The 22967-nt window shown below is 47.2% G+C and carries 23 protein-coding genes; 3 read left to right on the top strand and 20 right to left on the bottom strand.

All coding sequences use genetic code 11. The features are described 5' to 3' along the window. Nucleotides 1-118: 118 nt before the first annotated feature. The 3 genes from RS891_RS03330 to RS891_RS03320 all read right to left on the bottom strand — a co-directional run bounded on the left by RS891_RS03330 (nucleotide 119) and on the right by RS891_RS03320 (nucleotide 2822). Nucleotides 119-1627 carry an MDR family MFS transporter gene (locus tag RS891_RS03330; RefSeq protein ID WP_315796149.1) on the bottom strand — a complete coding sequence of 503 codons (1509 nt, stop codon included), beginning with the start codon at nucleotides 1625-1627 and terminating at the stop codon, nucleotides 119-121. Between the two features lie 129 nt (nucleotides 1628-1756). Next, nucleotides 1757-2329: a GNAT family N-acetyltransferase gene (locus tag RS891_RS03325; RefSeq protein ID WP_315794419.1), complete on the bottom strand. Its 573-nt coding sequence runs from the start codon at nucleotides 2327-2329 to the stop codon at nucleotides 1757-1759. A gap of 196 nt (nucleotides 2330-2525) precedes the next feature. Beyond that, nucleotides 2526-2822, bottom strand: coding sequence for a hypothetical protein (locus RS891_RS03320; RefSeq protein ID WP_063567811.1), 297 nt, complete (start codon nucleotides 2820-2822; stop codon nucleotides 2526-2528). 186 nt (nucleotides 2823-3008) lie between these two features. On the opposite strand from RS891_RS03320, the gene RS891_RS03315 reads away from it, so the two are divergent. Then, entirely contained in the window at nucleotides 3009-3497 is a 489-nt protein-coding gene (locus RS891_RS03315; RefSeq protein ID WP_315794418.1) for a GAF domain-containing protein, read from the top strand. A gap of 151 nt (nucleotides 3498-3648) precedes the next feature. Here the strand turns inward: RS891_RS03315 and RS891_RS03310 are convergent, their stop codons facing one another. The 7 genes from RS891_RS03310 to RS891_RS03280 all read right to left on the bottom strand — a co-directional run bounded on the left by RS891_RS03310 (nucleotide 3649) and on the right by RS891_RS03280 (nucleotide 11738). Continuing rightward, a complete protein-coding gene (locus RS891_RS03310; protein ID WP_315794417.1) occupies nucleotides 3649-4464 on the bottom strand; it encodes a MerR family transcriptional regulator in 816 nt (271 codons plus the stop codon). A 369-nt stretch (nucleotides 4465-4833) separates the two neighbouring features. Further along, the gene (locus RS891_RS03305; protein WP_315794416.1) at nucleotides 4834-6258 is read right to left on the bottom strand and encodes an aldehyde dehydrogenase family protein; all 1425 of its coding nucleotides are present in this window, start codon (nucleotides 6256-6258) and stop codon (nucleotides 4834-4836) included. A 91-nt stretch (nucleotides 6259-6349) separates the two neighbouring features. Then, nucleotides 6350-6772, bottom strand: coding sequence for a universal stress protein (locus RS891_RS03300; RefSeq protein WP_315794415.1), 423 nt, complete (start codon nucleotides 6770-6772; stop codon nucleotides 6350-6352). A gap of 19 nt (nucleotides 6773-6791) precedes the next feature. Next, nucleotides 6792-8009, bottom strand: a complete 1218-nt coding sequence (locus RS891_RS03295) for an MFS transporter (protein WP_072734865.1) — start codon at nucleotides 8007-8009, stop codon at nucleotides 6792-6794. 176 nt (nucleotides 8010-8185) lie between these two features. Further along, nucleotides 8186-8626, bottom strand: coding sequence for a MerR family transcriptional regulator (locus tag RS891_RS03290; protein WP_113055019.1), 441 nt, complete (start codon nucleotides 8624-8626; stop codon nucleotides 8186-8188). Between the two features lie 249 nt (nucleotides 8627-8875). Then, nucleotides 8876-9235, bottom strand: coding sequence for an SdpI family protein (locus RS891_RS03285; protein ID WP_181586692.1), 360 nt, complete (start codon nucleotides 9233-9235; stop codon nucleotides 8876-8878). Between the two features lie 100 nt (nucleotides 9236-9335). Further along, the gene (locus RS891_RS03280) at nucleotides 9336-11738 is read right to left on the bottom strand and encodes a heavy metal translocating P-type ATPase (protein WP_315794414.1); all 2403 of its coding nucleotides are present in this window, start codon (nucleotides 11736-11738) and stop codon (nucleotides 9336-9338) included. Between the two features lie 327 nt (nucleotides 11739-12065). On the opposite strand from RS891_RS03280, the gene RS891_RS03275 reads away from it, so the two are divergent. After that, complete coding sequence (locus RS891_RS03275) at nucleotides 12066-12374, top strand: ArsR/SmtB family transcription factor (RefSeq protein WP_397386931.1); 309 nt, start codon at nucleotides 12066-12068, stop codon at nucleotides 12372-12374. A gap of 141 nt (nucleotides 12375-12515) precedes the next feature. Here the strand turns inward: RS891_RS03275 and RS891_RS03270 are convergent, their stop codons facing one another. From RS891_RS03270 to RS891_RS03225, 10 genes are all read right to left on the bottom strand, one after another. Continuing rightward, nucleotides 12516-13676: an AI-2E family transporter gene (locus RS891_RS03270; protein ID WP_315794412.1), complete on the bottom strand. Its 1161-nt coding sequence runs from the start codon at nucleotides 13674-13676 to the stop codon at nucleotides 12516-12518. Between the two features lie 339 nt (nucleotides 13677-14015). Continuing rightward, complete coding sequence (locus tag RS891_RS03265) at nucleotides 14016-15050, bottom strand: LLM class flavin-dependent oxidoreductase (RefSeq protein WP_099858771.1); 1035 nt, start codon at nucleotides 15048-15050, stop codon at nucleotides 14016-14018. 164 nt (nucleotides 15051-15214) lie between these two features. Next, nucleotides 15215-15526 (bottom strand): ArsR/SmtB family transcription factor, encoded by a 312-nt coding sequence (locus RS891_RS03260; protein ID WP_053779673.1) that lies wholly within the window; start codon nucleotides 15524-15526, stop codon nucleotides 15215-15217. A gap of 93 nt (nucleotides 15527-15619) precedes the next feature. Continuing rightward, nucleotides 15620-16201 carry an NAD(P)H-dependent oxidoreductase gene (locus tag RS891_RS03255; RefSeq protein ID WP_315794411.1) on the bottom strand — a complete coding sequence of 194 codons (582 nt, stop codon included), beginning with the start codon at nucleotides 16199-16201 and terminating at the stop codon, nucleotides 15620-15622. Nucleotides 16202-16383: 182 nt separating this feature from the next. Further along, nucleotides 16384-16827: a MarR family winged helix-turn-helix transcriptional regulator gene (locus RS891_RS03250; protein WP_315794410.1), complete on the bottom strand. Its 444-nt coding sequence runs from the start codon at nucleotides 16825-16827 to the stop codon at nucleotides 16384-16386. 362 nt (nucleotides 16828-17189) lie between these two features. Then, entirely contained in the window at nucleotides 17190-17867 is a 678-nt protein-coding gene (locus RS891_RS03245) for an NAD(P)H-dependent oxidoreductase (RefSeq protein ID WP_315794408.1), read from the bottom strand. A 264-nt stretch (nucleotides 17868-18131) separates the two neighbouring features. Then, nucleotides 18132-18590: a 2-thiouracil desulfurase family protein gene (locus RS891_RS03240; protein WP_113055025.1), complete on the bottom strand. Its 459-nt coding sequence runs from the start codon at nucleotides 18588-18590 to the stop codon at nucleotides 18132-18134. Between the two features lie 60 nt (nucleotides 18591-18650). After that, nucleotides 18651-19907 carry a hypothetical protein gene (locus tag RS891_RS03235; protein WP_315794407.1) on the bottom strand — a complete coding sequence of 419 codons (1257 nt, stop codon included), beginning with the start codon at nucleotides 19905-19907 and terminating at the stop codon, nucleotides 18651-18653. Continuing rightward, entirely contained in the window at nucleotides 19904-20482 is a 579-nt protein-coding gene (locus tag RS891_RS03230; protein ID WP_315794406.1) for an RNA polymerase sigma factor, read from the bottom strand. The genes RS891_RS03235 and RS891_RS03230 overlap by 4 nt, the downstream gene beginning before the upstream one ends. Before the next feature lie 174 nt (nucleotides 20483-20656). After that, nucleotides 20657-21391 carry a class I SAM-dependent methyltransferase gene (locus RS891_RS03225; protein WP_315794405.1) on the bottom strand — a complete coding sequence of 245 codons (735 nt, stop codon included), beginning with the start codon at nucleotides 21389-21391 and terminating at the stop codon, nucleotides 20657-20659. 167 nt (nucleotides 21392-21558) lie between these two features. Here RS891_RS03225 and RS891_RS03220 point away from each other — a divergent pair, with 167 nt between their 5' ends. After that, on the top strand, nucleotides 21559-22914 hold the full coding sequence (locus tag RS891_RS03220; RefSeq protein WP_315794404.1) for an MATE family efflux transporter: 1356 nt from the start codon (nucleotides 21559-21561) through the stop codon (nucleotides 22912-22914). Nucleotides 22915-22967 lie beyond the last annotated feature (53 nt).

Raw genomic sequence — 22967 nt, 5'->3', positions numbered from 1 at the left:
CTTAACTCACCTCCCATTCTATTATATAAGTCACAGAAAATCCCTTCTAGAAAATAATAAACAAAAAAGCAGCCGAGAAACAGCTGCCTTCATCCAATGAGTATTCTTTTCACTTCGTTTAATTCCCTGAAGCTTGTGCTTGCGGCGGAGCATCTGCATCTTCGGGAACGATTAGCCGTTTGCGCAAGGCCAGTGTCGTCACCCATGAGATAATGGCAATGACAAACATGATGACAAACAAGGAATGCAGACTTCCTTCCAGCACATTCCGCAGTAGCGCCCATTTGTCATCCGACAGAGCAGCTTCCGTATGCGGAGCAAGCAGTTGATTCAGGTCCCCATCCGAGATCCCCGCCTCTGCCAGATGCTGTTCGCTCGACAATGTTGATATCCGGTAATTTAACCATGTGCCGAAGGCTGCTGCACCTATGGTTTGTCCGAGCGTACGCATAAAGGTATGTAGCGCCGTGGAAGATCCACGTTCTTTATACCCAACAGACGACTGTGAAATAATCGTGAAGATTGTAAAAGCAAATCCGAAGCCGAGTCCGTAAATAAAGGTCAAAATAAACAGTACGGCTTGAGGTGATGTTCCACCAACCAAGAAGAGTCCACCCGATCCAATGGCAATCCCGGTTAAGCCAATCACCGCTGTTAAGCGTGATCCAACTTTCATTAGCAGACGCCCTGCAAGTACACTACCGATCAGCCAGCCAACAGACATCGGTGCAAGCAGCAACCCTGATTCGGTCGCGTTACCGCCTCGAACCCCCTGTACCCATAGTGGCAAATAACTGGTTAGGCCAATCATCAGGGTACTGGTCAGTAGTCCGGCGATATTCGCCACCCGGATGTCCCGGATACGGAATAGATGAAGAGGTACCATCGGGGCCTGGGCTCTTTTTTCCACCACAAAAAATAAAATCATAAACAAAATAGCCACGATACTCAGTCCCACAATAATAGGAGAACTCCAGGCATAATACTGTCCACCCGCGGACAATACAAAGAGCAATGCTGTGATACCGACGGTAAAAGTCAACGCACCCATATAGTCAATTTTCGCGGTACGCGGAGACATTTCTTCCTTCAAATAACGGAACACAAACCACATCGCCAGCAATCCGAACGGCAAATTGAACCCAAAGATCCACTGCCAGCCCAGATTGTCTACGAAATACCCGCCAAGCAGCGGTCCTGCCAGAGATGAAATGCCCCACACGGAGCTGATCCAGCCCTGTATTTTGCCCCGTTCTTCAAGGCGGTAGATGTCACCAATAATCGTAAACGTAACAGGTACAACCGCACCTGCGCCAATCCCTTGAATCGCACGAAAAATAATCAGTTGCTCCATATTCTGCGAAAGGCAGCACAGAAGCGAGCCTAATAAGAATAAGGCACAGCCAATCAGGAATACAGGTTTTCGTCCGTATATATCACTGATTTTGCCAAAAATCGGCGTGCTCACAGCCATCGTTAACAGATACGCAGTGAAAATCCAGCTCAACAGCTGCACACTTCCCAGCTCACTGACAATGGTTGGCCCTGCTGGACCAATGACTGTACCTTCAATTGCAGATAAAAAAGTCGCGAGCAGCAATCCCGCCAGAATGAAACTGCGGTTCAAACCTCCGGTTGTATTCACACAAACCCTTCTCTCTTCAATTCTCTATATATTTGGAACATTGATTTACCCAGCCCGCTACGAACCAGAACAATCTTTCTATCGCTGTTATCCCCGGATTTTTTTCATCTTTTATTTATCTCTCTGACGCAAAAACTCATCGTACAACAGGGAATACATCACCATATCCTTGTACCCGGTAGACGTATGTTGTACCTGACGCAGCAGGCCTTCCCGCGTGAAGCCGCGGTTCGTCAGAAACTCACCCGAAGCGAGATTACGCGGATCAACCAGCGCCTCAATCCGATTGAGACCCATCGTCTCATACCCAAACGGCAGCATAACCGAAAATGCTTCCGTCATATAACCGTGACGCCAGTAGTCGCGCCCCAGTTCATAACCGATCTCCCCACGGAATGCGCCTTCAAGCTGCCAAGTATTATAACCGCAACTTCCGATGAGCCGGCCCGTTTCCTTAAGTTCAATACCCCAGCGAATCGCCTCCTCTTCTCCTGCCATATGGTTCAGCAGCCCAATCATATCCGCGGCCTCACTTGTCCCGATCATGGGCGCCAAATTCATATAACGGGTCACTTCCCGGTCAGACCAGCAATCGAACATCTGGGCCGCATCCCGGCGGCGCAATTTGCGCAGACGCAACCGCCCTGTCTCTAGTTCGGGAATTCTCCCTTTGCATTTATACATGAAAAGACACTCCGATCCGATCTATCCCACAGACCTCATATTCAATAGCCATCTAACCATAACCTGCACCGAATGGCAACTGTTCAGTCATCATTATCACGTCAAAAAACCGGGCCACTTCCGCTCCCGGTCTTGTTGTACATATGAATCAACTCAAGTTTGCATCCTATTTTGGGATACCTTATCCACTTTAAGTTTAGGCCGTAGACGTCTTTTTACCCGTCCCCAGCAATTCCTCACTAACCCGGCCAAATACGGCTATGATTTCCTTGAATTCCTCAATGCCAGTCCCGGTAAGGCTCCATTGATCTCCATGGGCGGTCAGAAAGTTTTCCTGTGTCAGATGCTCAAGCTCCTGCTTAATCTCCCGTTCTCCAACGCGATACCCCCGTTCTTCCAATAGAGGCAATGCGTCGCTAACGGTTAAATCCTGATTTTGGGCCAAATATAGAAGATGAATTCGTACAAAAAGGTTCTGTACCTCTGCATGCATAAGCCAAGCTCCTTCCCGGGTTGTAGCCCGCCGTGGTTGCTAAGTAATTACCCCACGCAGGAAGATGAGAAACAGGAGGAATATTCATGCCTGACCTGCCCTTTCCGAAATCCTCCGCTTGACTAACCGCATGCTCTGCACTATCTTGAAAATAAGTACCATTTTTGCTCGGGAGGGTGATTCATCATGTTTCAAGCTGTTTCTTATGAAGGAACACGAAGCGAGCAGCAAACCGCCGTCCTGGGACAGTTAAGTGCTCTGATCCGCGATGAACCTAGCGCTATTGCCAATCTGGCAAACGCTGCGGCGTTGCTCAATGTATTTATGACCGACACCAATTGGGTCGGATTCTATCTGTATGATGGAAAAGAACTTGTACTCGGCCCATTCCAGGGACTGCCTGCCTGCATCCGTATTCCACTTGGACGCGGTGTATGCGGCACTTCTGCTGCGGAACGACGTACGATGGTCGTTGAAGATGTTCATGCCTTTCCAGGCCATATCGCCTGTGATGCCGCATCGAACAGTGAAATCGTTGTCCCTATTATCAAAAACGGCGAATTGTACGGGGTTCTCGACATCGATAGCCCGCTCAAAAACCGTTTTGACGATGAAGACCGCATTTTCCTGGAAAAAGCGGTACATCTGATTACAGAGCAGCTGGAATTATCCTAACTGCCTGAAGGTCTTAAGCCGATGCAGAGTTCATCGGTCTTACAATGATATGCAATAACAAAGAGCGCACTCCTCCTAGAGGATCTGCGCTCTTTGTTATGATTATTTTTCTTCACACCCATGTTCTGCTCGCCCAAGATACTTTATGCATCTAGGATAAATCCTGTTCCGCCTTAATCATCATCCCGTCTCGCAAAAACTCGGCCAGCTTGGGGTGGTAGCCATCATACATCTGGCGAAAATTTTTGTGCTCGACGTACAGATTGCCCAAATCCCGGTAAATCTCTGCCGTTGGAGTGTAATAATCCTTGATCCAATCGAGATGTCTGCCAATAATCTGCTGTACTTCCGAGCTGCCTGGTTCTAACCCTTCCTCAATAGCGCCCTGCAAGTCCAAGTGAATCCGGTCAATCTTCGCCTGTGAATCAAGAAAATCTTCCTTTGACTTCATCGCCTGGCCGTCAGGCATTGTAGATTGCTCCGGTGAATTGGCGTTGTACTTCTGACTGTCCTCTGTCTTCAGCTGTTCAGAATAGTCATTCTTTGACACATGGTCAGAAGTCGGTTCATTCAGAAGCTGGTGAAGCCCCTTATTGGAAAACCCGGCGTAAAGTTCATACTCATCCAGTTCCTGCTCACCACGTAAGTAGGAGATGGTTTTGTCCAGTGTCTGAATCATTCCGTGCAGATGAAGTGCCTTCTCCAGCATCTCGATCCGATGCTGCTGCATAATACGAATCATGTCCCGGGGAGTATCCCTGAGCATGGGGCCGATCTCTTCCTCCTCCATGCCTACTTCTTTACAGAACAGAATCTGTTGTAGTCTCAGCAGCTCTGGCTTCTCGTAGTAGATATCCTCATCTTGACCTACGAAGGCTGGATTCAGCAGACCTGTCTCTGCGTACTGTCCCAATTCACTCAGACTTACACCGGACATCCCGGATACATCAACCATGGAATATGCCATTTGAATACACCTCCTGTCTGGCCTGTAACTCCAAGGTTCAGGCTTGTTCATACTGCATTTTATTTAAATTTAAGTGAGATATTATAAGACTTCCATCAATTCTGTACCCCAATTATCCGTTCATTTCTCTGGATGGATACACAATGCTTCGGTGATATGAACGGCATCTAATTGGTAGATTTGCGGTATGATAAGTATTTATACCCTTCTCATCAGATGTGAACCCGGGGTTAATAAAGAAAGGCCATGTATTTTTTTACGGTAAGGGCTGAATGTAAAAAAGAAAAAAATCCTGTACTCCCTTACTTGGGCACAGGATCATCTTGTTCTATTTTATCTCGAATATCCGCTCGTCTTAGGAGTGAATAATTAGTTCTTGTTAAACATGACAAACTTCAATTCTGTCATTTCCTCTACGGCATATTTAACACCTTCACGTCCCATCCCGCTCTGCTTCACACCACCATAAGGCATATGATCCACACGGAAAGTGGGAATATCGTTAATCATCACGCCGCCTGCTTCGATGTGGTCCGCTGCATGCAATGCTGTATGAATATCATTGGTAAATACACCCGCCTGAAGCCCATAGATGGAATCATTTACATGCTCAATGCCTTCTTCAACCGAATCCACCGTATTAATGACAACGATGGGCGCAAAGACCTCTTGGCAAGACACCTTGGCATCCCGCGGAACGTTAACAAGCACGGTTGGACGCAATGCGCCTTCCACGGCTTCGCCGCCTGTTGCCACCTCAGCGCCTGCCTGCTTCGCTTCCTCGATCCAATCCAGCGTACGCTGTACATCTTTGGATGTGATGAGCGCAGAGACAACGGTGTCCGGATTCAACGGGTCTCCAACCACGACTTTTTGGGCTGCTTCAGCAAAACGACGAACAAACTCATCCGCGATCGTGCTATGCACATAGATCCGCTGCAGAGAGATACATACCTGACCTTGGTAAGTAAAAGCTCCTGTCACACATCTTGGTACAACCTTGTCCAAATTGGCATCTGCGTCTATAATGACGGCTGCATTGGACCCCAGCTCCAATGTTACGCGTTTCAGTCCGGCTTTGCTGCGAATGCTGGTACCTACAGCAGGGCTGCCTGTAAACGTAATATGGGCCACGTCCGGATGCTCTACAAGCACATCACCAATCGTTTTGCCGTCACCGCTCACCACATTCAATGCGCCATCCGGTAATCCCGCTTCCTGTAGCAAATTGGCAATATAATACGAAGACAACGGTGTCTGCTCCGCAGGTTTCAACACAATCGTATTGCCTGCTGCCAATGCCGGTCCTACTTTGTGAGCCACCAGGTTCATCGGAAAATTAAACGGTGTAATCGCTCCAATAACGCCCAAAGGCTGGCGCATGGTGTAGCCTACGCGTCCTTCGCCGCCTTTGGCTGCATCCATGGGAACCGTCTCTCCGGTAAGCCGTTTGGCTTCCTCTGCGGCGAAACGATACGTTTCCACTGTACGGTCAACCTCCGCGAGCGCTGCGGTGATCGGCTTCGCTGCCTCCAGCGCAATTATTCGTGCTGCTTCTTCTTTCCGTTCTTCCAGCAGGGCGGAGAGCTTGTAAAGGATGTCTGCACGCTGATGGGCAGGCATTCTGCGCATCTCTTTGCCCGCCTGAACTGCGGCGGCAATCGCTGCTTCGACTTCCTCAGCTGACGCCGAGGATACGTCTGCGAGTGTTTCTTTGGAGTACGGTGCCTGAAGTGCTATATAGTCTACTGATTCGGTAGGCTTGCCCCCGATGAACAGATGTTGTTTTTTCATTGTTGTATCCTCCATTCATTTTTTAACGCAGCGTTATCCCATACCTATTTATACACCACTTTAGCATCATCAACACATGAAAGTCATACCGCTATTTGACAGTCATTACCGGACATCCTGCATGTTTCAAGACGCCGTGGCTGACACTGCCCACGACGATCTCAGCGAGCATGCTTTTCCCGGCCGTCCCCATCACAATGAGATCACAGTCTCTATCCTCCGCTACACGGCAGATCTCATTCACGGGATCACCAGCAATCAGCAAAGTTTCATAATGAACAGAACGCGCAGCTAACAATTCATTAACAGGTTGTATAATATGCTGTCCTTCTTCTGCGATCCGTGCTTCCAGATCCACACCCAGTGCGGGCTCATTTAGCGAGATCGAAGGATTAACGTGCACGATAATCAAAGAAGCCGGTTGTTTCAAACTTTCTGCCAGAACAACAGCTTGCTCCAGACCTTTGTGTGCATGATCCGACCCATCGACAGCAACCAATATTCGTTTCAGCATTTTCCATTCCTCCTGTTCATTAATGCGTAATGGCAGCATCGATATCGCGCAGATGTCTGCGGCGTACCAGAAGCACAACGACCCCGATCAGAACCATCAATGCGCCAAAATAAAACGGTGTCTCCGGCAGGAACCACTCGGACAATTTACCAGCAAGCCAAGGTGCCAGTGCACCTCCAAGGAACCGGACAAAGCTGTATGCAGCCGATGCCACAGAACGTTCCACTGGGGCAGCTTCCATAACTGCCGTTGTAATTAGCGTGTTGTTGATCCCGAGGAAAATCCCGGCAACGATAACGGCCACAATAACCGTTGTGGATGATCCCATTACCGTACCTACAGCCATTACCAGCAAATCAATGGCGAACAGGGTCAGCATAACGCTCATGGAAGGAACCGAACCGAATCGACGCTGCAGTCTTGGTGCGACAAATACAGACGTAATTGCCAGCATCAAGCCCCAACCAAAGAATACATAACCGAGTCCGTGTTCATCCAGATTCATGACATAAGGTGAATAAGCCATCAAGGTAAAGAAACCAAAGTTATACAGAAAGGCCGTAATCGCCAATGTTTTCAGTGAAGGATAACCCAGAGCCTTGAACGGATCGGACAAGGAACTACGCGTTTTCGGTTTGGCCATCTTAGGCAGCATAAACGTAATACTGATAAAAGCAATCGCCATCAGAACAGCTACACCATAGAACGGGCCACGCCATGAGATAGAACCCAGTTCACCACCAAGCAACGGACCAACGGCAATCCCCAGACCAAGCGCTGCTTCGTATAAAATAATCGCTTTGGCTGTCCCCGAAGTGGACAGTCCTACAATAGCGGATAATGCAGTTGCGATGAACAGGGCATTCCCTAGTCCCCAACCACCACGGTAACCGACGAGCGCACCTACAGTGTCAGAGGTCCCGCCGAGGAAAGAGAAAACAATGATCAGCAAAATGCCGCTGAGCAGTGTCCACTTCACACCAATCCGGCTGGATACAACACCTGTAATCAGCATGGCTACCCCGGTAACCGCGTTATAACTTGTAAACAATAAAGATACCTGGCTTTTGGAAGCATGCAGTTGATCTGCAATCGCAGGTAAAATTGGATCAACCAATCCCAGTCCCATAAAGGAGATGATACAGGCGAAGGCTACTGCCCATACCGCTCTAGGCTGGGATAATAGACCTCCACGGGATGACGGCAATTCGTCAGGTAATGAGGGTTCTCTTTTCATACGTGATTCCTCCTGGTTCATGATTTATGTTGTGAAAAAAATGATGAAAAACAATGAAATTCTCATTTTTATTTTCAGAAATATAGGAAAGAAAACGGCACAAATGACACCGGTTCTCCCGGTGCTTATCGTGGAATACTCATTCAGCATTTTTCATAATTCGATGCATTCATCAGTTATGTGTCGTTCTCGAGCCCTTCTAATCGTCGAATGCCGTTCTGAACCCGTTCACGCAATTCCTCAAGTTCCTCCTGCACGGCATGAATGCTCTGAAGTTTCTGCTCGATCAGTTGCAGTTGGTCATCCAACGTCGTTTCCATCTTGGTGAGCTTCTCAATTCGTTCTATCACTTCAGTGGTCTGCTGGTAGTCAAAACGCTGTTCGTTCAGCGCATCCGCCGTTGCCACATAGGTATGCAGCTCCTGAAGCGAGAAACCAAGCACTTCCTTGGCCCTAACCACCTTTTTGAGATAATCGATATCTTCCCGGGTGTATAATCGTGTGCCACCGTCCGTCCGCTGAGGTGAAGGCATCACACCGATCTCCTCGTAATACCGAATGGTCCGCTTGGTCAAACCACATTCCTTGGCTACGTCATCGATTTTATATAAACTCATTTCCTTCACCTCACTTTAATTATATGTCTATAATGTTATGTACATAATTATATATACTATTAACGTTAACGTCAACGTTAGATTTTAAGATCGAATATATAGTATGTCTCAAACATGGATAGAATATTTCAGTGTAAACATTTAAAACTCGTTGTTAAAAGTAGTATTCTATTGTCCTCCACCTCTATAAAATACAAAAAAAGATCCGCGCGAGCGGATCTTCGTTCAGTTGCGATTTCACAGCCTACTCTACGCGCCTTGCTCCTTCTGTTCCTGTTGCTGGACACGCTGCATTTGCTTCAAACGGCCTTCGACTCTGGTAAACAGCCTGAATGTATAGAATCCTGTAGCCACAAGACTTAGAACCAAAGCTCGTACATCCGTAAGCCAAAAACCGATTATGCCAAATACCGTAATAATCACACCAAACTGCATCATCAGATTGGCGCTATATCGTTGTGCTTCTTCCCATAATTCCGGATTACTCATTGCTCGCGGAGTACGATAACCATATATGCCATTAATCCTTTTCGGCGGCTTTTTGTACACCATTAATCCCAGAATGAAATAGCACACTCCGCATATAATCCCAACAATTGCTCCTGCCACAATGTCCTCCCCTAACTCCATTAAAAATACACCACAGATATTAAAACAAAAAAACGGCTCTACGTATATACGAAGAGCCGTCCGGATCGTTTCGTAAAACTTAGATATCCTTCACTCGCAGTACACGCATGGCGTTCAGGACAGCCAGCACGGTCACCCCAACATCAGAGAAGACCGCTTCCCACATGGTTGCGATTCCGAACACACCCAGCAGCAGGAAGATCGCTTTGACACCCAACGCAAAACCGATATTTTGCCAGACAATGGTTCGTGTCCGTTTTGCAATCCGGATCGCACTTGCCAGTCTGGATGGTTCATCCGTCATGATGACAACGTCTGCCGCTTCAATTGCGGCATCCGAACCAAGTCCCCCCATCGCTACACCAACATCGGCGCGCGCCAGCACCGGTGTATCATTAATGCCATCACCGACAAACACCATTTTCTCCTTCGGCGATTTGGCAGCTTCGAGACGCTCCAGCTGTTCGACTTTATGCTGTGGCAACAGCTCAGCGTATACTTCATCGACACCCAGCTCACGCCCTACAGCTTCACCTACAGCCTTGGCATCCCCGGTCAGCATTACCGTTTTGCGGATACCGAGCTTCTTGAGTGCCTGAATGGCTGCTGCTGCATCATCCTTCACCTCATCGGCAATGATCAGATGACCGACGTATGAACCCGATTCGGCAACATGCACCACCGTACCCACGGTTTGCGGAGTCGTGTAGGAGATCCCTGCCTGTTCCATCAATTTGGCGTTACCCGCAAGTACTTTACGTCCATCCACACTGACCTTGATGCCATGCCCTGCAACCTCATCGTAATCATCCACGCCCTGGGTCCGAATATCTTTTGCCCAGGCTGCGCGAATGGATTCAGCAATCGGATGATTGGAATGGGCCTCGGCAATGGCAGCAAGCTCCATCAATTCATCTTTCGTATGCCCGCCTTCAGGGCGAATGGCTGTTACTTTGAAAACACCTTTGGTTAGTGTACCCGTTTTATCGAAAACAACGACTTTGACATCGTTCAATGCTTCAAGGTAGTTGCTTCCTTTGATGAGTATACCGTTACGTGATGCAGCTCCGATGCCGCCAAAGAAACCAAGCGGAATTGAAACGACCAGCGCACATGGACAAGAGATCACGAGGAAGACCAGTGCACGATAAATCCAATCGGCGAATGTTGCACCACTGAGCACCAGCGGCGGAACGAGTGCAATTAACGCGGCGAGAATGACGACAACCGGTGTATAATAACGGGCGAATTTGCTAATAAAATGTTCTGTTTTGGCTTTGCGGCTGCTCGCATTCTGCACCAGGTCCAAAATTTTGGATACTGTGGATTCACCAAAAGTTTTTGTTACTTCAATCGTTAACATCCCGTTTTTGTTCACAAATCCACTCAGTACATCACTACCGGGTTCTAATTCACGCGGAACGGACTCACCTGTCAGAGCCGAAGTATCCACCATGGAACGACCTGCCTTAACGATTCCGTCCAGGGGTACTCGCTCACCCGCTTTAACCACGATTCGATCTCCAATACGTACCTCGTCCGGCGACACTCGCTTGGTCTCTTCTCCCGCGCCAATCAGCATGTTGGCATAGTCCGGGCGAATATCCATAAGCGACTGGATCGACTTCCTTGAGCGATTAACCGCCAGCCCCTGAAACAGCTCACCGAGCTGATAGAAGAGCATGACCGCAACACCTTCGGGATATTGGCCAATGGCAAAAGCACCGATGGTAGCGACAGACATCAGGAAGTATTCATCGAATACCTGACCGCGAATTATATTTTTGAACGCTTGGAGAACGATATCTCCCCCTGCAATCAGATAAGCAACAACATAGAGTGCAAGCTGTGCCCATCCTTCCAGCGGAGACCAGATCGCGGCTGCCACCAGAAAAGATCCAGCCGCCAGACGTGCCAGCAACACCTTCGTCTGCCCAGCGCCATGTTCATGTGAGTGTCCGGCATGCGCGTCATGATCGTGACCATCTGCATGACCGTGATCATGTCCGGCATGACTTCCATGATCATGCGTATGTCCTTGGACGCTGTGTTGATTGGCGTGGTCTTCTGCATGATCATGAGCATGCGGTCCAGATTGATGGCTATGGTTATGACCCGTATGCTCGTGTCCACTCGGAGTATGCCCATGAGTGTTAGCCCCGCTACCTGCATGGGCGTGCATATTATCATTAGTGTGGTTTATTGAATCAGCAGAACCACGACTGCCTTGTGATGATTTACCTTTTTCCGAAATACGAATATGCGGCTCCAGCCGAAGCACTTTGCGCTTCGCTTCTTCCACGACCTGCTCATCCATATCGGATGTGGTGTGCATGGATAAGGTTTTGGTCACAAAATTGACTGAGCAATCGGTAATGCCTTTAATTTTTTTGACGCCATTCTCAATCTTCAATGCGCAGTTCGCGCAATCCAATCCATCCAGCAGCAGTTCCCTTTTCACCTGTTCCTGTCCGGTTCCCATGTGAACTCTCCCCTTTGCAGTACGTAAAACAAAATTATCCGTAATGTTTTTGATCTTACAATCAATATATGAGCAATCATTCATATGTTTTGTTACCCCTATTATATGCACGCTTAAACATGAGTGTCAACAATTCCAGTTGATTTTTCATACAGAATATGCTAATAGTAATCATTTCGCTTTAGACGTTTTTTGGATATAATAGGCTTATCGAAGAACATTTGATCAAATCAAAGGTTGAGTTAATATAGGTGGTGATAGGAAATGGAACAACCGGTTAAAGCTCCAGCCGAATGCGACGCAGCCTGCTCTGGAACAGAGGCTGATATGCAAACCATTCGTGCTTCTCTCATGGATCGCGAGACCTCTTCCGAGATGGCTGATTGGTTCAAGGCTTTCAGCGACCCGACACGGCTTCGTATTATTGATGCGCTGTTGCAGAAGGAATTATGTGTGCACGATCTGACGGTGCTGCTCGATATGGGACAGTCGGCCATTTCGCACCAGCTGCGGTCACTCCGCAACATGCGGATTGTCAAGCGGCGCAAAGAAGGCAAGACCGTGTATTATTCTCTGGATGATGTACACATTGAGCAGATCTTCCTGCAGACGCTTCAGCATATTAAACATGGCTAGGCATTAGCCTGCCTGTTCAACCAACAGAACCCCCGCCTCTCGGCTGTTAGCCGATGGACGGGGGTTCTGTTGTATAAGGGCACCGTTTTGCCAAAAAAAGAAGTTTATCATGGATCTAGCTTACGGATATGCCCGCTCCAGTTACAGTAGATTGTTATTGTTCGGATCATACAGGCCGGATCTTTCCTTGAACCAGTTGAAGATATGCGACACACACACTTTCAGCACCGCGTATCCCGGAACGGCTAACAGAATGCCCACTACACCGAACAGATTACCTGATGTCAGAATGACAAAGATAATCGTGATCGGGTGAATCTTGAGCGTTTTGCCCATAATCTGAGGTGAGATGAATTTACCCTCAATTAATTGCACGATCGTCCACACCGCTACCATCTTCAGCAACATCACCGGGGAAGTCACCAGCGCCACGATCAACGCAGGCGTAATCGCGATTGCAGGTCCGAGGTACGGTACAACACTCGTGAACGATGCGATAATCGCAAGAATCAGCGCATAGTCCAGACCAATAATCATATACCCGATGTAGAGCAGAATACCGATGCAGAAGCTGACAATAATCTGTCCACGAATGAACGAACTGATCTGGTGATTGATATCTTCCAGCACATGCATTGCACCTGTACGGCTCTTGATTGGCAGGAAAGACAAAATTTTGGACGGAAGTTTCTTTCCGTCTTTCAGCAGATAGAACAGAATAAACGGAACGGTTACAATGGACAGTACCGTCTCGGTGAACGCGCCGAGGAATCCGCCCAATTTGGTCCAGGTCGAGTTCAAAATTTCAGTGGCTTTCTGGGAAATCGTGCCCCACCAGTCCTGAGAATTCAGATTCACCGTTTCCTGGAACTGACTGAACAGCTGGCTGCCCGTAAGTTCCTCAAACTGATGCTTTACCGTCTCACTGTATGTTGGGAAATTTTCGATCAGCCCCATGATCTGGTTGCGTACGACCGGAATGACCGCCAGCACGACAACTGTCAGAATACCTCCGATAGCAAGATATAAAATCAAAATGGACCAGCCGCGCTTGATCTTCCATCGTTCCATCACATCCACAATCGGATTCAACAGGTAATAGAGGATACCCGACAGAATAATCGGCAGCACAATCGTCTTGATCAGCACCGCGAGCGGGTGCAAAACAAAGGATACTTTGGTAAGAACCATCACGTTCAGTCCTACCAGCAGCAGAATTAACAGAAAAAGGACAAACTTATTATTCAAAAAAAATCGTTTAAACCGATCCGGCCAAATGCGGGGTTGCTCGGGTTGCTCCATAGGCGTGTCTTCCTCTCTTATGTATCCTTTATCCAAGCATAAGCTATAAACCTGCATGTTTCTTGACTGCGCATAAAGTTGCTTGTACAAGCCAACATATGTATAACACATTGAGTTTATACGTATGGCGCTGTTTAACCGTTTCAAATTAGAGCGGTAAGTTCATTTTACCCTAAAATGAACCTTATGCCCCATACGATTCCTTTGAAAAATATCCCTACCAAAAAACGGCTCGCCTCCGAAGAGGCCAACCGTTCATATGTCAGCTGCATCCGCATCTATGATTACGTCGGATGTTGCGCTTTAGCTTTTACTTTATACTTTTACTTAAACTTACGTTTATGCTTTTCCCGCCAGTTGAGCGATCAGCTCATACGAGTGTAAGCGTGCCTGATGATCATAAATCATCGACGTAATAATTAACTCATCCGCTTGGGTCTGAGCAATAAATGATTCCAGTTGGCCACGTACGGTCTCCGGAGAACCGTTCACAGCTGCTTTCAGCGTCTGCTCTACACCCGCTTTCTCACGATCCGTCCATTTGCCTTCCATATCGGCTGGTGGCTGCACCAAACCTGTTGTGCCACGAATAATGTTCAGGAACTGCTGCTGCATCGTTGTACCAAGCCATGCGGCTTCTTCATCAGTATCTGCAACGACAGCATTTACACCCACAATGACATGGGGTTCCTTCAAGTGATCGGATGGCTGGAAGCTGCTCCGATACGTTTCAAGTGCAATCCGGGTGTAATCCGGTGAGAAATGGCTGGCAAAAGCAAACGGCAATCCCAGCTGTCCGGCGAGACGAGCACTGAAATCACTGGAGCCGAGCAAGTAAATCGGGATATTCAATCCTTCACCGGGTACAGCGCGAACAGGCGCGTGATACGATGTAGCAGAAGCATCGAAGAATGCTCTAAGCTCAGCCAGCAATTCAGGGAAATCTTCACCGCTGTTCAGGTCCTTACGCAAAGCAAGAGACGTACGACGGTCACTCCCCGGTGCACGGCCCAGCCCAAGGTCAATACGGCCTGGATATAGGGATTCCAGTGTACCAAACTGCTCGGCAATCACAAGCGGCGCATGGTTAGGCAACATGATGCCACCTGAACCGAGACGAATGGTCTTCGTTCCACCTGCAAGATAACCAATGACAACCGAAGTCGCGGAAGAAGCGATGCCTGGCATGTTGTGGTGTTCCGCTACCCAGTAACGGTGGTAGCCCCAACGCTCTGCGTGCTGAGCAAGATCCAAACTGTTGCGAAGCGCATCCGCAGGCGTGGCACCTACAACGACAGGAGCCAAATCCAGAATGGACAATTTAACGTCGTTAATATGTTTTTTATGGGATGAAGCTGTGTTATCGGTAGACATAATAGAAAGTTCTCCTCTGTGATTATATTTTTATTTTTGTATATCCAGATATATAGATGTAAAAGCACAAAAAAATGATGTGGCAGAGTTGCTCCTCAAGCCGTTTACATCCGGACGGAATACCCGCCTGCACCTGCATTCTTGCTTCCGTCTCGGCGTCCGGCTTATAACTCGTGCTGTACGTACTCGGCAAATTGACGAATGGTTTCTTCGTTGCGGCGATAATACGTCCACTGTCCCCTACGCTCAGAGATCAGCAACCCGGCTTTGAGCATGGTCAGCAGATAGCTGGATATGACGGATTGAGCCAGTCCGGCCTTCACCTGAATCGTTCCAACACATATGCCGTTTTTTCCCGCATCCGGATGCTGGGATAACTCCAGCGGTGGAAAGTGCTGCTCCGGGTTTTTGAGCCACAACAGAATCTGTCGACGTGTCTCGTTGGATAATGCTTTGAATATGAGTATAGGTTCCATGGGTAAGATTATACCGCCTTTCTTTCATTTTGCAAACCAAACAGACCGATTCGACGAACGAACCGGCCTGCCAATAAATACATGTGTATACGTTTAGAACTTGGTGCTGACCGTTTCTTTTACTTGTTCCAGCATGGACCGATAAGCCGATGTCTTCAAATAACCGATACTACCGAAGAGCAAGTGATCTACCGCTTCAATACCTACAAAATCGAAGATACCGATATCGGAAGTCATTTTGATGCTGGCAGTCATGCCGATTTGATCGTAAATTTCACTTGGCGTGCCGTGTGTATTAATGATCAGACCTTTTTTGCCTGTCAGCAACTTCTCAATGCCGGCTTCACCGGAAGCATAAGCAAAACCGTAGGCGAATACACGATCGACATACCCTTTCATGATGGCAGGAAGACCTGTCCACCAGATGGGATAAATAAAGGTAATGGCCTCTGCTTCCGCTACAAATTTCTGTTCGGTTGCAATATCTTGCGGCGTTTGTCCTGCACGCATGGACGCTGTGTCCACAGCGCTCAATACGGGCTGGAATCCAAGTGCGTACAGATCGCGTACAACAACTTCATGGCCTTGAGCCTCAAGTGTTTCCACTGCGGTTTTCAAAATGGCGTGGTTCAAGCTGTCTGTGTGCGGGTGAGCATATACGATTAGATGTTTCATTAGAAATAATCCCTCCAGGTTAATATTAAATTTCACTGCCAAAAAATCTTGAATAGTACTTCGCAATATACATAGACATCTATATATATGGGTAAAAAAAGGGAGGCGAAGCATTTTGCATTTTTATATCGTCCGATTGTCTCGATTTGTTAATTATGCAAAATGCTTAAAGTTGGTTATCGTTATAACTTGCGAACGATACCGGTCAACAAACTCTCCAGCTGATCCGCCTGATCGTCCGTCAAATGACCATACACCATCCCGTTAATCTGTTGTGACACCTGACGAAATACAGGTTCCAGTTGACGCCCCTGCTCGGTCAAACGAATCATCGTTACTCGGCTGTCTTCGGCACTCTTATTGCGTTCTACATATCCCAACTTCTCCAGCTTGTTCACCAATACGGTGACGGTTGGTTGGGTCCGATGGACTCGCTCCGCCAGCATCTTGATGGACAGTGCATCTTCATGGTAGAGGAACATCAGGATGTCACCGTGGGACGGGACAATTCCTGTAACATTATGCTTCTCCAGCTCCTGAACAATCTGTTTGTTAATGTGATCTCTGATTCTTGCGATCAGTGCAATTGCGTTGTATTTTGGCATGAGTTTATTATACATAGACATCTATGTATATTCAAGCCTTTTTATCGCTCGAATCTTTCCAATGGGTTTTCCCTCTCGCACCAAAGCGTTAACGAACCTACCTCACCTTAAAAGGTAATTAATCAAGGAACTCAGAATGTAACGAACCTCAGGACAGTTATTCATTCATAAACTTAGCCCCGAAACGTAAAAATCGACCCACTGGACGAAATAACCTCTCTGTAATTCGTTACATCTCAGACCTATGTATATAGAAGCGAATAACGTGTGCACGGTTCATTAGAATAAGATAACAAAGGGTGGTCCCATATCATTTTTTGAACAACGATATGGAACCGCCCCCGTTATGTTTTATATATAAATAGCAGATCACACGTTAAATTTTAATCAATCCACTGCGTGATTTTATCCAGAGACTGACGGGATTTCTCGCGTGGCGGATCTTCCGCCCGATAACCAAAGGCTGCCATGACGGAAACATCCCATAGTCCATCCTCCAGCAGACCTTCCTCTTCCAGAATATGATGTACGGCCTCATAGTTAAACCCTTCAATTGGGCAGGAGTCGATACCAATCAGAGCTGCCGCAGTCATCATATTACCGAGAGCAATATAAGTCTGTTTCGACGCCCAGTCAAATAAAGTACGCGGGTTCTCAAGCATTCGTTGGTTCTTTTGAAATTTGCCATAAGCTTCACGAGTCAACTCAAATACGTCATCCGGCATGCCCTTGATTTCTTTCAACATATATTCCGCGTATGGCGAGTTATAACTCGCATCGGATCGCGCCAGAATGACAACAAAATGGCTTGCCGCCGCCAATTGTTTCTGAGCCCCGGAAGAAACTTCGGACAGACGCTTGCGGAAATCCGGGTTCTGCACAATCAGAAATTTCCATGGTTCCAATCCGATGGAGCTTGGCGACAATCGTCCCGTTTCCAAAATATACTCGAAGTCTTCTGCTGAAATGGTACGTGAAGCATCAAACTGTTTGGTTGCATGCCGAAAATGGTAAGCGTTCAAGACGTTTTCTTTTGTAATGGCATTTGCCGAGAATTCCATATCATCTGCACATCCTTTTCTTGTTTATGTTCATGTTTATGGTCTCACCTGAATACCTGAGTATTATTTTAGAGTTTATATCCAAAATATAAAAGTACGCACAATAATGTTTCTTAGTATATAAAAGTAACCATTATTTCTAGCAAGGTTTTTCAATAATAAAGTGCCAGCCCTGCTGTAACAAAAAACAAGTCGCCATGGATCTGCTGCTCCCCCAGGCGACTTACCTATGATTCATGTCAGAGATAATTAAAATTACAACAATTAGAGCTGTTCCATGAACTCATTTTCCGAGATAACCTTAAACCCCTCTTGCCGCAGCAAAGCAGAAGTAACCCCTTCGCCCACGACTTTGTGGTTGGCAAAGTTGCCATCGTAGATCATCTGTGTACCACAGGAAGGACTGAATTCTTTGAGCACCACACAGGTGACATCCAGTTTTTGCGCCCATTCGAGTGTCTGATAGGCTCCTTTGATGTACAGATCCGTGACGTCATTACCACTCTTCTCCATGACCTTGGCTGTACCTGCCAGCACATCCTTACCCGTACCGCCGATAATTTCAGCCGGCTCCCGCGGGGTAGAAAATCCTCCAAGCAGCTCCGGGCAGACCATCTTTGCCTGTTCCTGCTCTACAAGCTCCTGAATCTTTGCATCCAGACTCGCTGTTCCGTTGTAACGGCAGGCTACGCCAGCAAGACATGAACTCACCAAATATTTCATCGTTATGCTCCTTATGTTACATACATCTATTAATTTGATTGTTTCATATGAAACCAAATCTTAGAGATTGGGATCCCTTGTAATCATTGTAATACGAGCATCCTCATTATATCGAATTTGAAAAACATCTCTGGTCGATTCCAGTTTAAATGTAACGATCCCCGGGGTCTCGGTATTCCGATGGAGTTTATATGCTTGAAGATCAACTTTGAATATTTTCTTGATTAGAGGTTCTACCTTTTCCCTGAGGGTCGATTCTTTTACTTGGAGAAGCTTCTCATGATAAGCCTGCACTTCTTCCCAGGTAGTATAGTCTTTTTGATAAGAATTCGCATCTATAACGGCATAATTAATACCCAAAGTACCTTTAGTCGTCTGAATAAAATAGTGATTCTCAAAGCTAAAAGTAATGATATCTCTACCATTCTCATCATCTTTGGTCCGGTGTATGCTAATCAGATCAAGATCAGCTTTGCCAGTAAACGCCGCAATGGAATCCTCTGCATTCGCCAAGGCAGTTTGAGAAACGTGTTTAGGATCGAGATCACCGGAAACAGAGATCGCTTCATCCTGCACCCAAACAATCTCTCCGTAGCTTTTTTCATTCTCTAACATCAGAGTAGTATACGATTTCGGTTCCAATTCGCCCTGCTTCATACCAACATATCGCTTGGCTGATACTGGTTTGAGCGCAGGGTCCCCACCAATATCCTGTAGCAGTGACGGGGCTTGACGCAAATAACGATGCTCCAGCTCATTAGCTGCCATCTCCCGTCTCATCTGTACCTCACGTAGATTGCCTGTTGCCGCATCAAGCCAGATCAACGCATATTCTGCATCGCCTTCTTTTCCGGCCTCGACATACATTCTTCCAGAAACAGGAAGATCCTGCACTTTGGTTATGAGTAATTGTTTGCCAAGATAGTCTCGCATCGTGACGGCTACATTCTTTTCCATCTTGTCTGTGAGCAGGCTCATTCCGGCATCATCCGTATATTGCAGCGCTGCTGTGGGATATACTTTTTCGATTACAGGCTCCACAATCTGTCCGTTCCAGAAAATGACCGCCGCTGCCGCGGCTGCAATCGTCGTGCACGTCATAACAGCTCTGCGGGAGCGAAAACGGTGTCTATGTTGATTGGGCAGTTTTTTCTGCTCATCGGACATATCCCCAGCATCGCTGATTTCCTGTGCAGATCCCGATTTGAGCCAGGCTACCTGGCGAAGTACGTTCTGCTTATGCCCCTCGGTAAAAGGCGACTCCGCAAACGGCTCCTGTTTGACTACTTTTTCCCATTCGTCATCCATATGTTTCATTCGCTTCGTTCCTCCCACTGTTTCCGTACTTTGGCCTTCGCCCTGGACAGTCGCGATTTGACCGTTCCCGCGCTGATGCCCAGCATTTCCGCAATTTCACCCGTCGTAAGCTCATACTTCAGATGCAGCAAAAGCAATTCCCGGAATTTATCCGGCAGAGCCATGATGATGTCCCAGATTTCATGAACGTGCTCCCTGCTGATCGCCTCGGCTTCGGCAGAGGGGTGAACCCATTTTTCAGGCTTCATCTCACCCTGGCTCGTATTCACCTGTTCCGTATGGATTGGCAGTGTCTCTCCCCATAAACTGCTGCGAAAAAATCTGGACTTTCGGTATGTAAATGTTTTGTTCCTAGTAATGGTCAGCAGCCATGTCTTCAATGAGCATTCTCCTCGAAAATGGGTGATCCCGGAATACGCCCGGATAAACACCTCCTGTGACAATTCATCCGCCTGCTCGGTACTTTTGGTCAGAAAGTACGCGTAGTTCCATACATCGTTCCCGTAATCATCCATCATGCTGCTAAGTGTGTAATTGTCGATCGTCTGAGCGTGTGCCAGATATTGATAGTCCAACTGATGTTCACCTCACTTAATAAGACTGCGTCCATTCGGGTTTGGTTCCCAAACGGTTTATTTCTTACCCTTCTCCTGCAAAATAAAATAAACCAGCAAGGTCCACATGTACTGAACGCGCTGGTCTATCGAGTATAAAACCTATAAACTTTCATTTAATGCCGAAGCTGCTGCTCAAGCCTTAACCGCGGCAATCATCAGAAACATCGGTCGCCGATTCTCGTCTCGCATACCTGGAACCTGCTCCATCATCTCAGGGGATGGTTTGGACTCGGCTACCTGTTGAATGACAAAACCAGCTTGAATCAATTCATTCAGATGTGTCGCCATCGTCCGATGATATTTCACCACGTCCTGGTTCAGAAAGTTCGCTACCCGCTGCCCTTCCTCTTGATAATGATCCACAGGCCAATGCAGTATTTCACCTTGAGGTCCATAATGCCAGTCCTGCTCCGCCCGCGCCGTGAAGATGGGATGCTCCGCAGACAAGACAAACGTCCCTCCTTGGACAAGATATTTATTTATTTTTGCGTATACCTGATCCAGACGCTCGATATAGTGCAAAGCCAGGGAGCTGATCACCACATCAAATTGTCCGGGTGCAAAATCGATATCCTCAATCGCCATACGCTGGTACTCAATCTGAGGATCATCCGTCATCTCGCGTGCACGTTGCAGCATATTTTCAGACAAATCCACGCCAACCACAGAACTAGCCTGTTTCTCACGTGCATATCGACAGTGCCAACCAAAGCCGCACCCCAGATCCAGTACGTTCTTGCCCTTTAATTCCGGTAGCATCGTTTGCAGTTCATGCCACTCGCCTGCAGCCTCCAGCCCTTGGGTTGACCGGGCCATCTGACTGTAATTGCCGAAAAACTCGGCTTCATCGTATTTGTTTTGCTTCATAAAAAGATTCCCTCCCGTATCATAAAAGGTGCTCTATTAACTCTACCATATAAACGTTCATCTTTTGGAAAAGTTGCCAACCAAATTCACGGCATGTTATTATACAGAACGAACGTTCAGTATAATATAATATAGAACGAACGTTCAGTATAATAACGGAGGTCATCATGAACACAAATTGGACGCATCCATTAGAAAGGCAATCTGTAGGTAAGGCATTTGTAAGCTACCTCGTGCCCTCCATATTAGGGATGCTCGTTATCGCTTTCAACTTTATTATCGACGGTATTATGGTTGGTCACAAGCTTGGGTCTACAGCGCTCGCCGGAATCGGGATTGCTTCTCCTGTCTATACGCTTTTTGTAGCCATGTCGCTATGGATTGGAATGGGCGGGGCAACTTTGTATTCCACCTATATGGGTAAGAAGGATCTCACGACAGCGAGACAACTCTTCACCAAATCCATTACGATTATTTTGCTGATTACGATGGTTATTGGATATACGGCATATTCTTTTAGAGATAAACTTGTCTTCGCGCTTGGTGCCAATACTGAAACATTCCCGTTTGCTGCGGACTATATGAATATTATGCTGTTGTTCGGTTTTGTCTTTACCATTGAGAATGCACTCACTATTTTTGTTCGGAACGACGGAAATCCCAATACGTCCATGTATGCTCAGATTACGTTTGCAGTAGCCAATATTGTGCTTAACTATATATCGTTATACGTGCTGGAATGGGGTGTACGTGGTGTTGCGATGGGTACAATTGTATCGGCATCTCTGGCGCTTCTAGTGTTGCTAACTCACTTTTTCAGGAAAAATAACAATCTCAAATTCACCCGATTCAAATGGAGTACCAAACTGCTGGCTTCCATTGCACTCATTGGTTTTCCCAGCTTCCTGGCTGAACTGGGCATGTCCGTCTTCTCCATCTCTCACAACATTTCACTGGATCGGATTGCGGGCACGGATGGCGTAGCGTCTTTTACAGTCTTGAACTATATTCATGGTGTTGTTCTGCTGGCATTTCTTGGTCTGGCCTCCGCTGCCCAACCTTTGGTCAGTTATTATCACGGAGCCAAACAGATGGATCGGGAAAAACAGACCATTCGCTTAGCCTCCAGAACGGCTCTGGCATGTGGGGTTCTGCTGTTACTCGTTGTACAACTGGGCGCACCTTATTTTGTGCAAATCTTCGGGAACTTCAGTGCCAGCGTGACGGATAACGCCGTGTACGGTTTGCGAATCTTTACTTTTGCATACTTGTTCATGGGTATTAACTTTGTTATGAGTACGTACTTCCAATCTGTCGGAAATGCCAAAATGGCCATCTGGATTACAGCAACACGCGAGATGATTATTATGGTTGCATTGATTGCGATCCTCCCTTCATTCTTGGGTGTCACTGGCGTTTGGCTTGCCGTTCCGCTATCCGAGTTGGCAGTTCTGGTGACTATCGGCATGTACTACAAAAAAAGAGCCGTCTCTGAACGGATAAACAGTTTAACGATTGAATAAAGCATATGCATGTGAAAAACCAAAAGACCTGCTTGATCTATAGAGATCAGGCA

Source organism: Paenibacillus sp. BIC5C1, from assembly GCF_032399705.1.
Lineage (GTDB): Bacteria > Bacillota > Bacilli > Paenibacillales > Paenibacillaceae > Paenibacillus > Paenibacillus taichungensis_A.
Note: the sequence above shows the minus strand (reverse complement) of the source record. Positions and strands in the feature narration are given on the sequence as shown.

Bases quoted from the DNA above. Each gene is read 5' to 3' on its own strand.
- RS891_RS03325 (WP_315794419.1), bottom strand. From the start codon at position 2,329: ATGTATAAATGCAAAGGGAGAATTCCCGAACTAGAGACAGGGCGGTTG.
- RS891_RS03320 (WP_063567811.1), bottom strand. From the start codon at position 2,822: ATGCATGCAGAGGTACAGAACCTTTTTGTACGAATTCATCTTCTATAT.
- RS891_RS03315 (WP_315794418.1), top strand. From the start codon at position 3,009: ATGTTTCAAGCTGTTTCTTATGAAGGAACACGAAGCGAGCAGCAAACC.
- RS891_RS03310 (WP_315794417.1), bottom strand. From the start codon at position 4,464: ATGGCATATTCCATGGTTGATGTATCCGGGATGTCCGGTGTAAGTCTG.
- RS891_RS03305 (WP_315794416.1), bottom strand. From the start codon at position 6,258: ATGAAAAAACAACATCTGTTCATCGGGGGCAAGCCTACCGAATCAGTA.
- RS891_RS03300 (WP_315794415.1), bottom strand. From the start codon at position 6,772: ATGCTGAAACGAATATTGGTTGCTGTCGATGGGTCGGATCATGCACAC.
- RS891_RS03295 (WP_072734865.1), bottom strand. From the start codon at position 8,009: ATGAAAAGAGAACCCTCATTACCTGACGAATTGCCGTCATCCCGTGGA.
- RS891_RS03290 (WP_113055019.1), bottom strand. From the start codon at position 8,626: ATGAGTTTATATAAAATCGATGACGTAGCCAAGGAATGTGGTTTGACC.
- RS891_RS03280 (WP_315794414.1), bottom strand. From the start codon at position 11,738: ATGGGAACCGGACAGGAACAGGTGAAAAGGGAACTGCTGCTGGATGGA.
- RS891_RS03275 (WP_397386931.1), top strand. From the start codon at position 12,066: ATGCAAACCATTCGTGCTTCTCTCATGGATCGCGAGACCTCTTCCGAG.
- RS891_RS03270 (WP_315794412.1), bottom strand. From the start codon at position 13,676: ATGGAGCAACCCGAGCAACCCCGCATTTGGCCGGATCGGTTTAAACGA.
- RS891_RS03265 (WP_099858771.1), bottom strand. From the start codon at position 15,050: ATGTCTACCGATAACACAGCTTCATCCCATAAAAAACATATTAACGAC.
- RS891_RS03260 (WP_053779673.1), bottom strand. From the start codon at position 15,526: ATGGAACCTATACTCATATTCAAAGCATTATCCAACGAGACACGTCGA.
- RS891_RS03255 (WP_315794411.1), bottom strand. From the start codon at position 16,201: ATGAAACATCTAATCGTATATGCTCACCCGCACACAGACAGCTTGAAC.
- RS891_RS03250 (WP_315794410.1), bottom strand. From the start codon at position 16,827: ATGTCTATGTATAATAAACTCATGCCAAAATACAACGCAATTGCACTG.
- RS891_RS03245 (WP_315794408.1), bottom strand. From the start codon at position 17,867: ATGGAATTCTCGGCAAATGCCATTACAAAAGAAAACGTCTTGAACGCT.
- RS891_RS03240 (WP_113055025.1), bottom strand. From the start codon at position 18,590: ATGAAATATTTGGTGAGTTCATGTCTTGCTGGCGTAGCCTGCCGTTAC.
- RS891_RS03235 (WP_315794407.1), bottom strand. From the start codon at position 19,907: ATGAAACATATGGATGACGAATGGGAAAAAGTAGTCAAACAGGAGCCG.
- RS891_RS03225 (WP_315794405.1), bottom strand. From the start codon at position 21,391: ATGAAGCAAAACAAATACGATGAAGCCGAGTTTTTCGGCAATTACAGT.
- RS891_RS03220 (WP_315794404.1), top strand. From the start codon at position 21,559: ATGAACACAAATTGGACGCATCCATTAGAAAGGCAATCTGTAGGTAAG.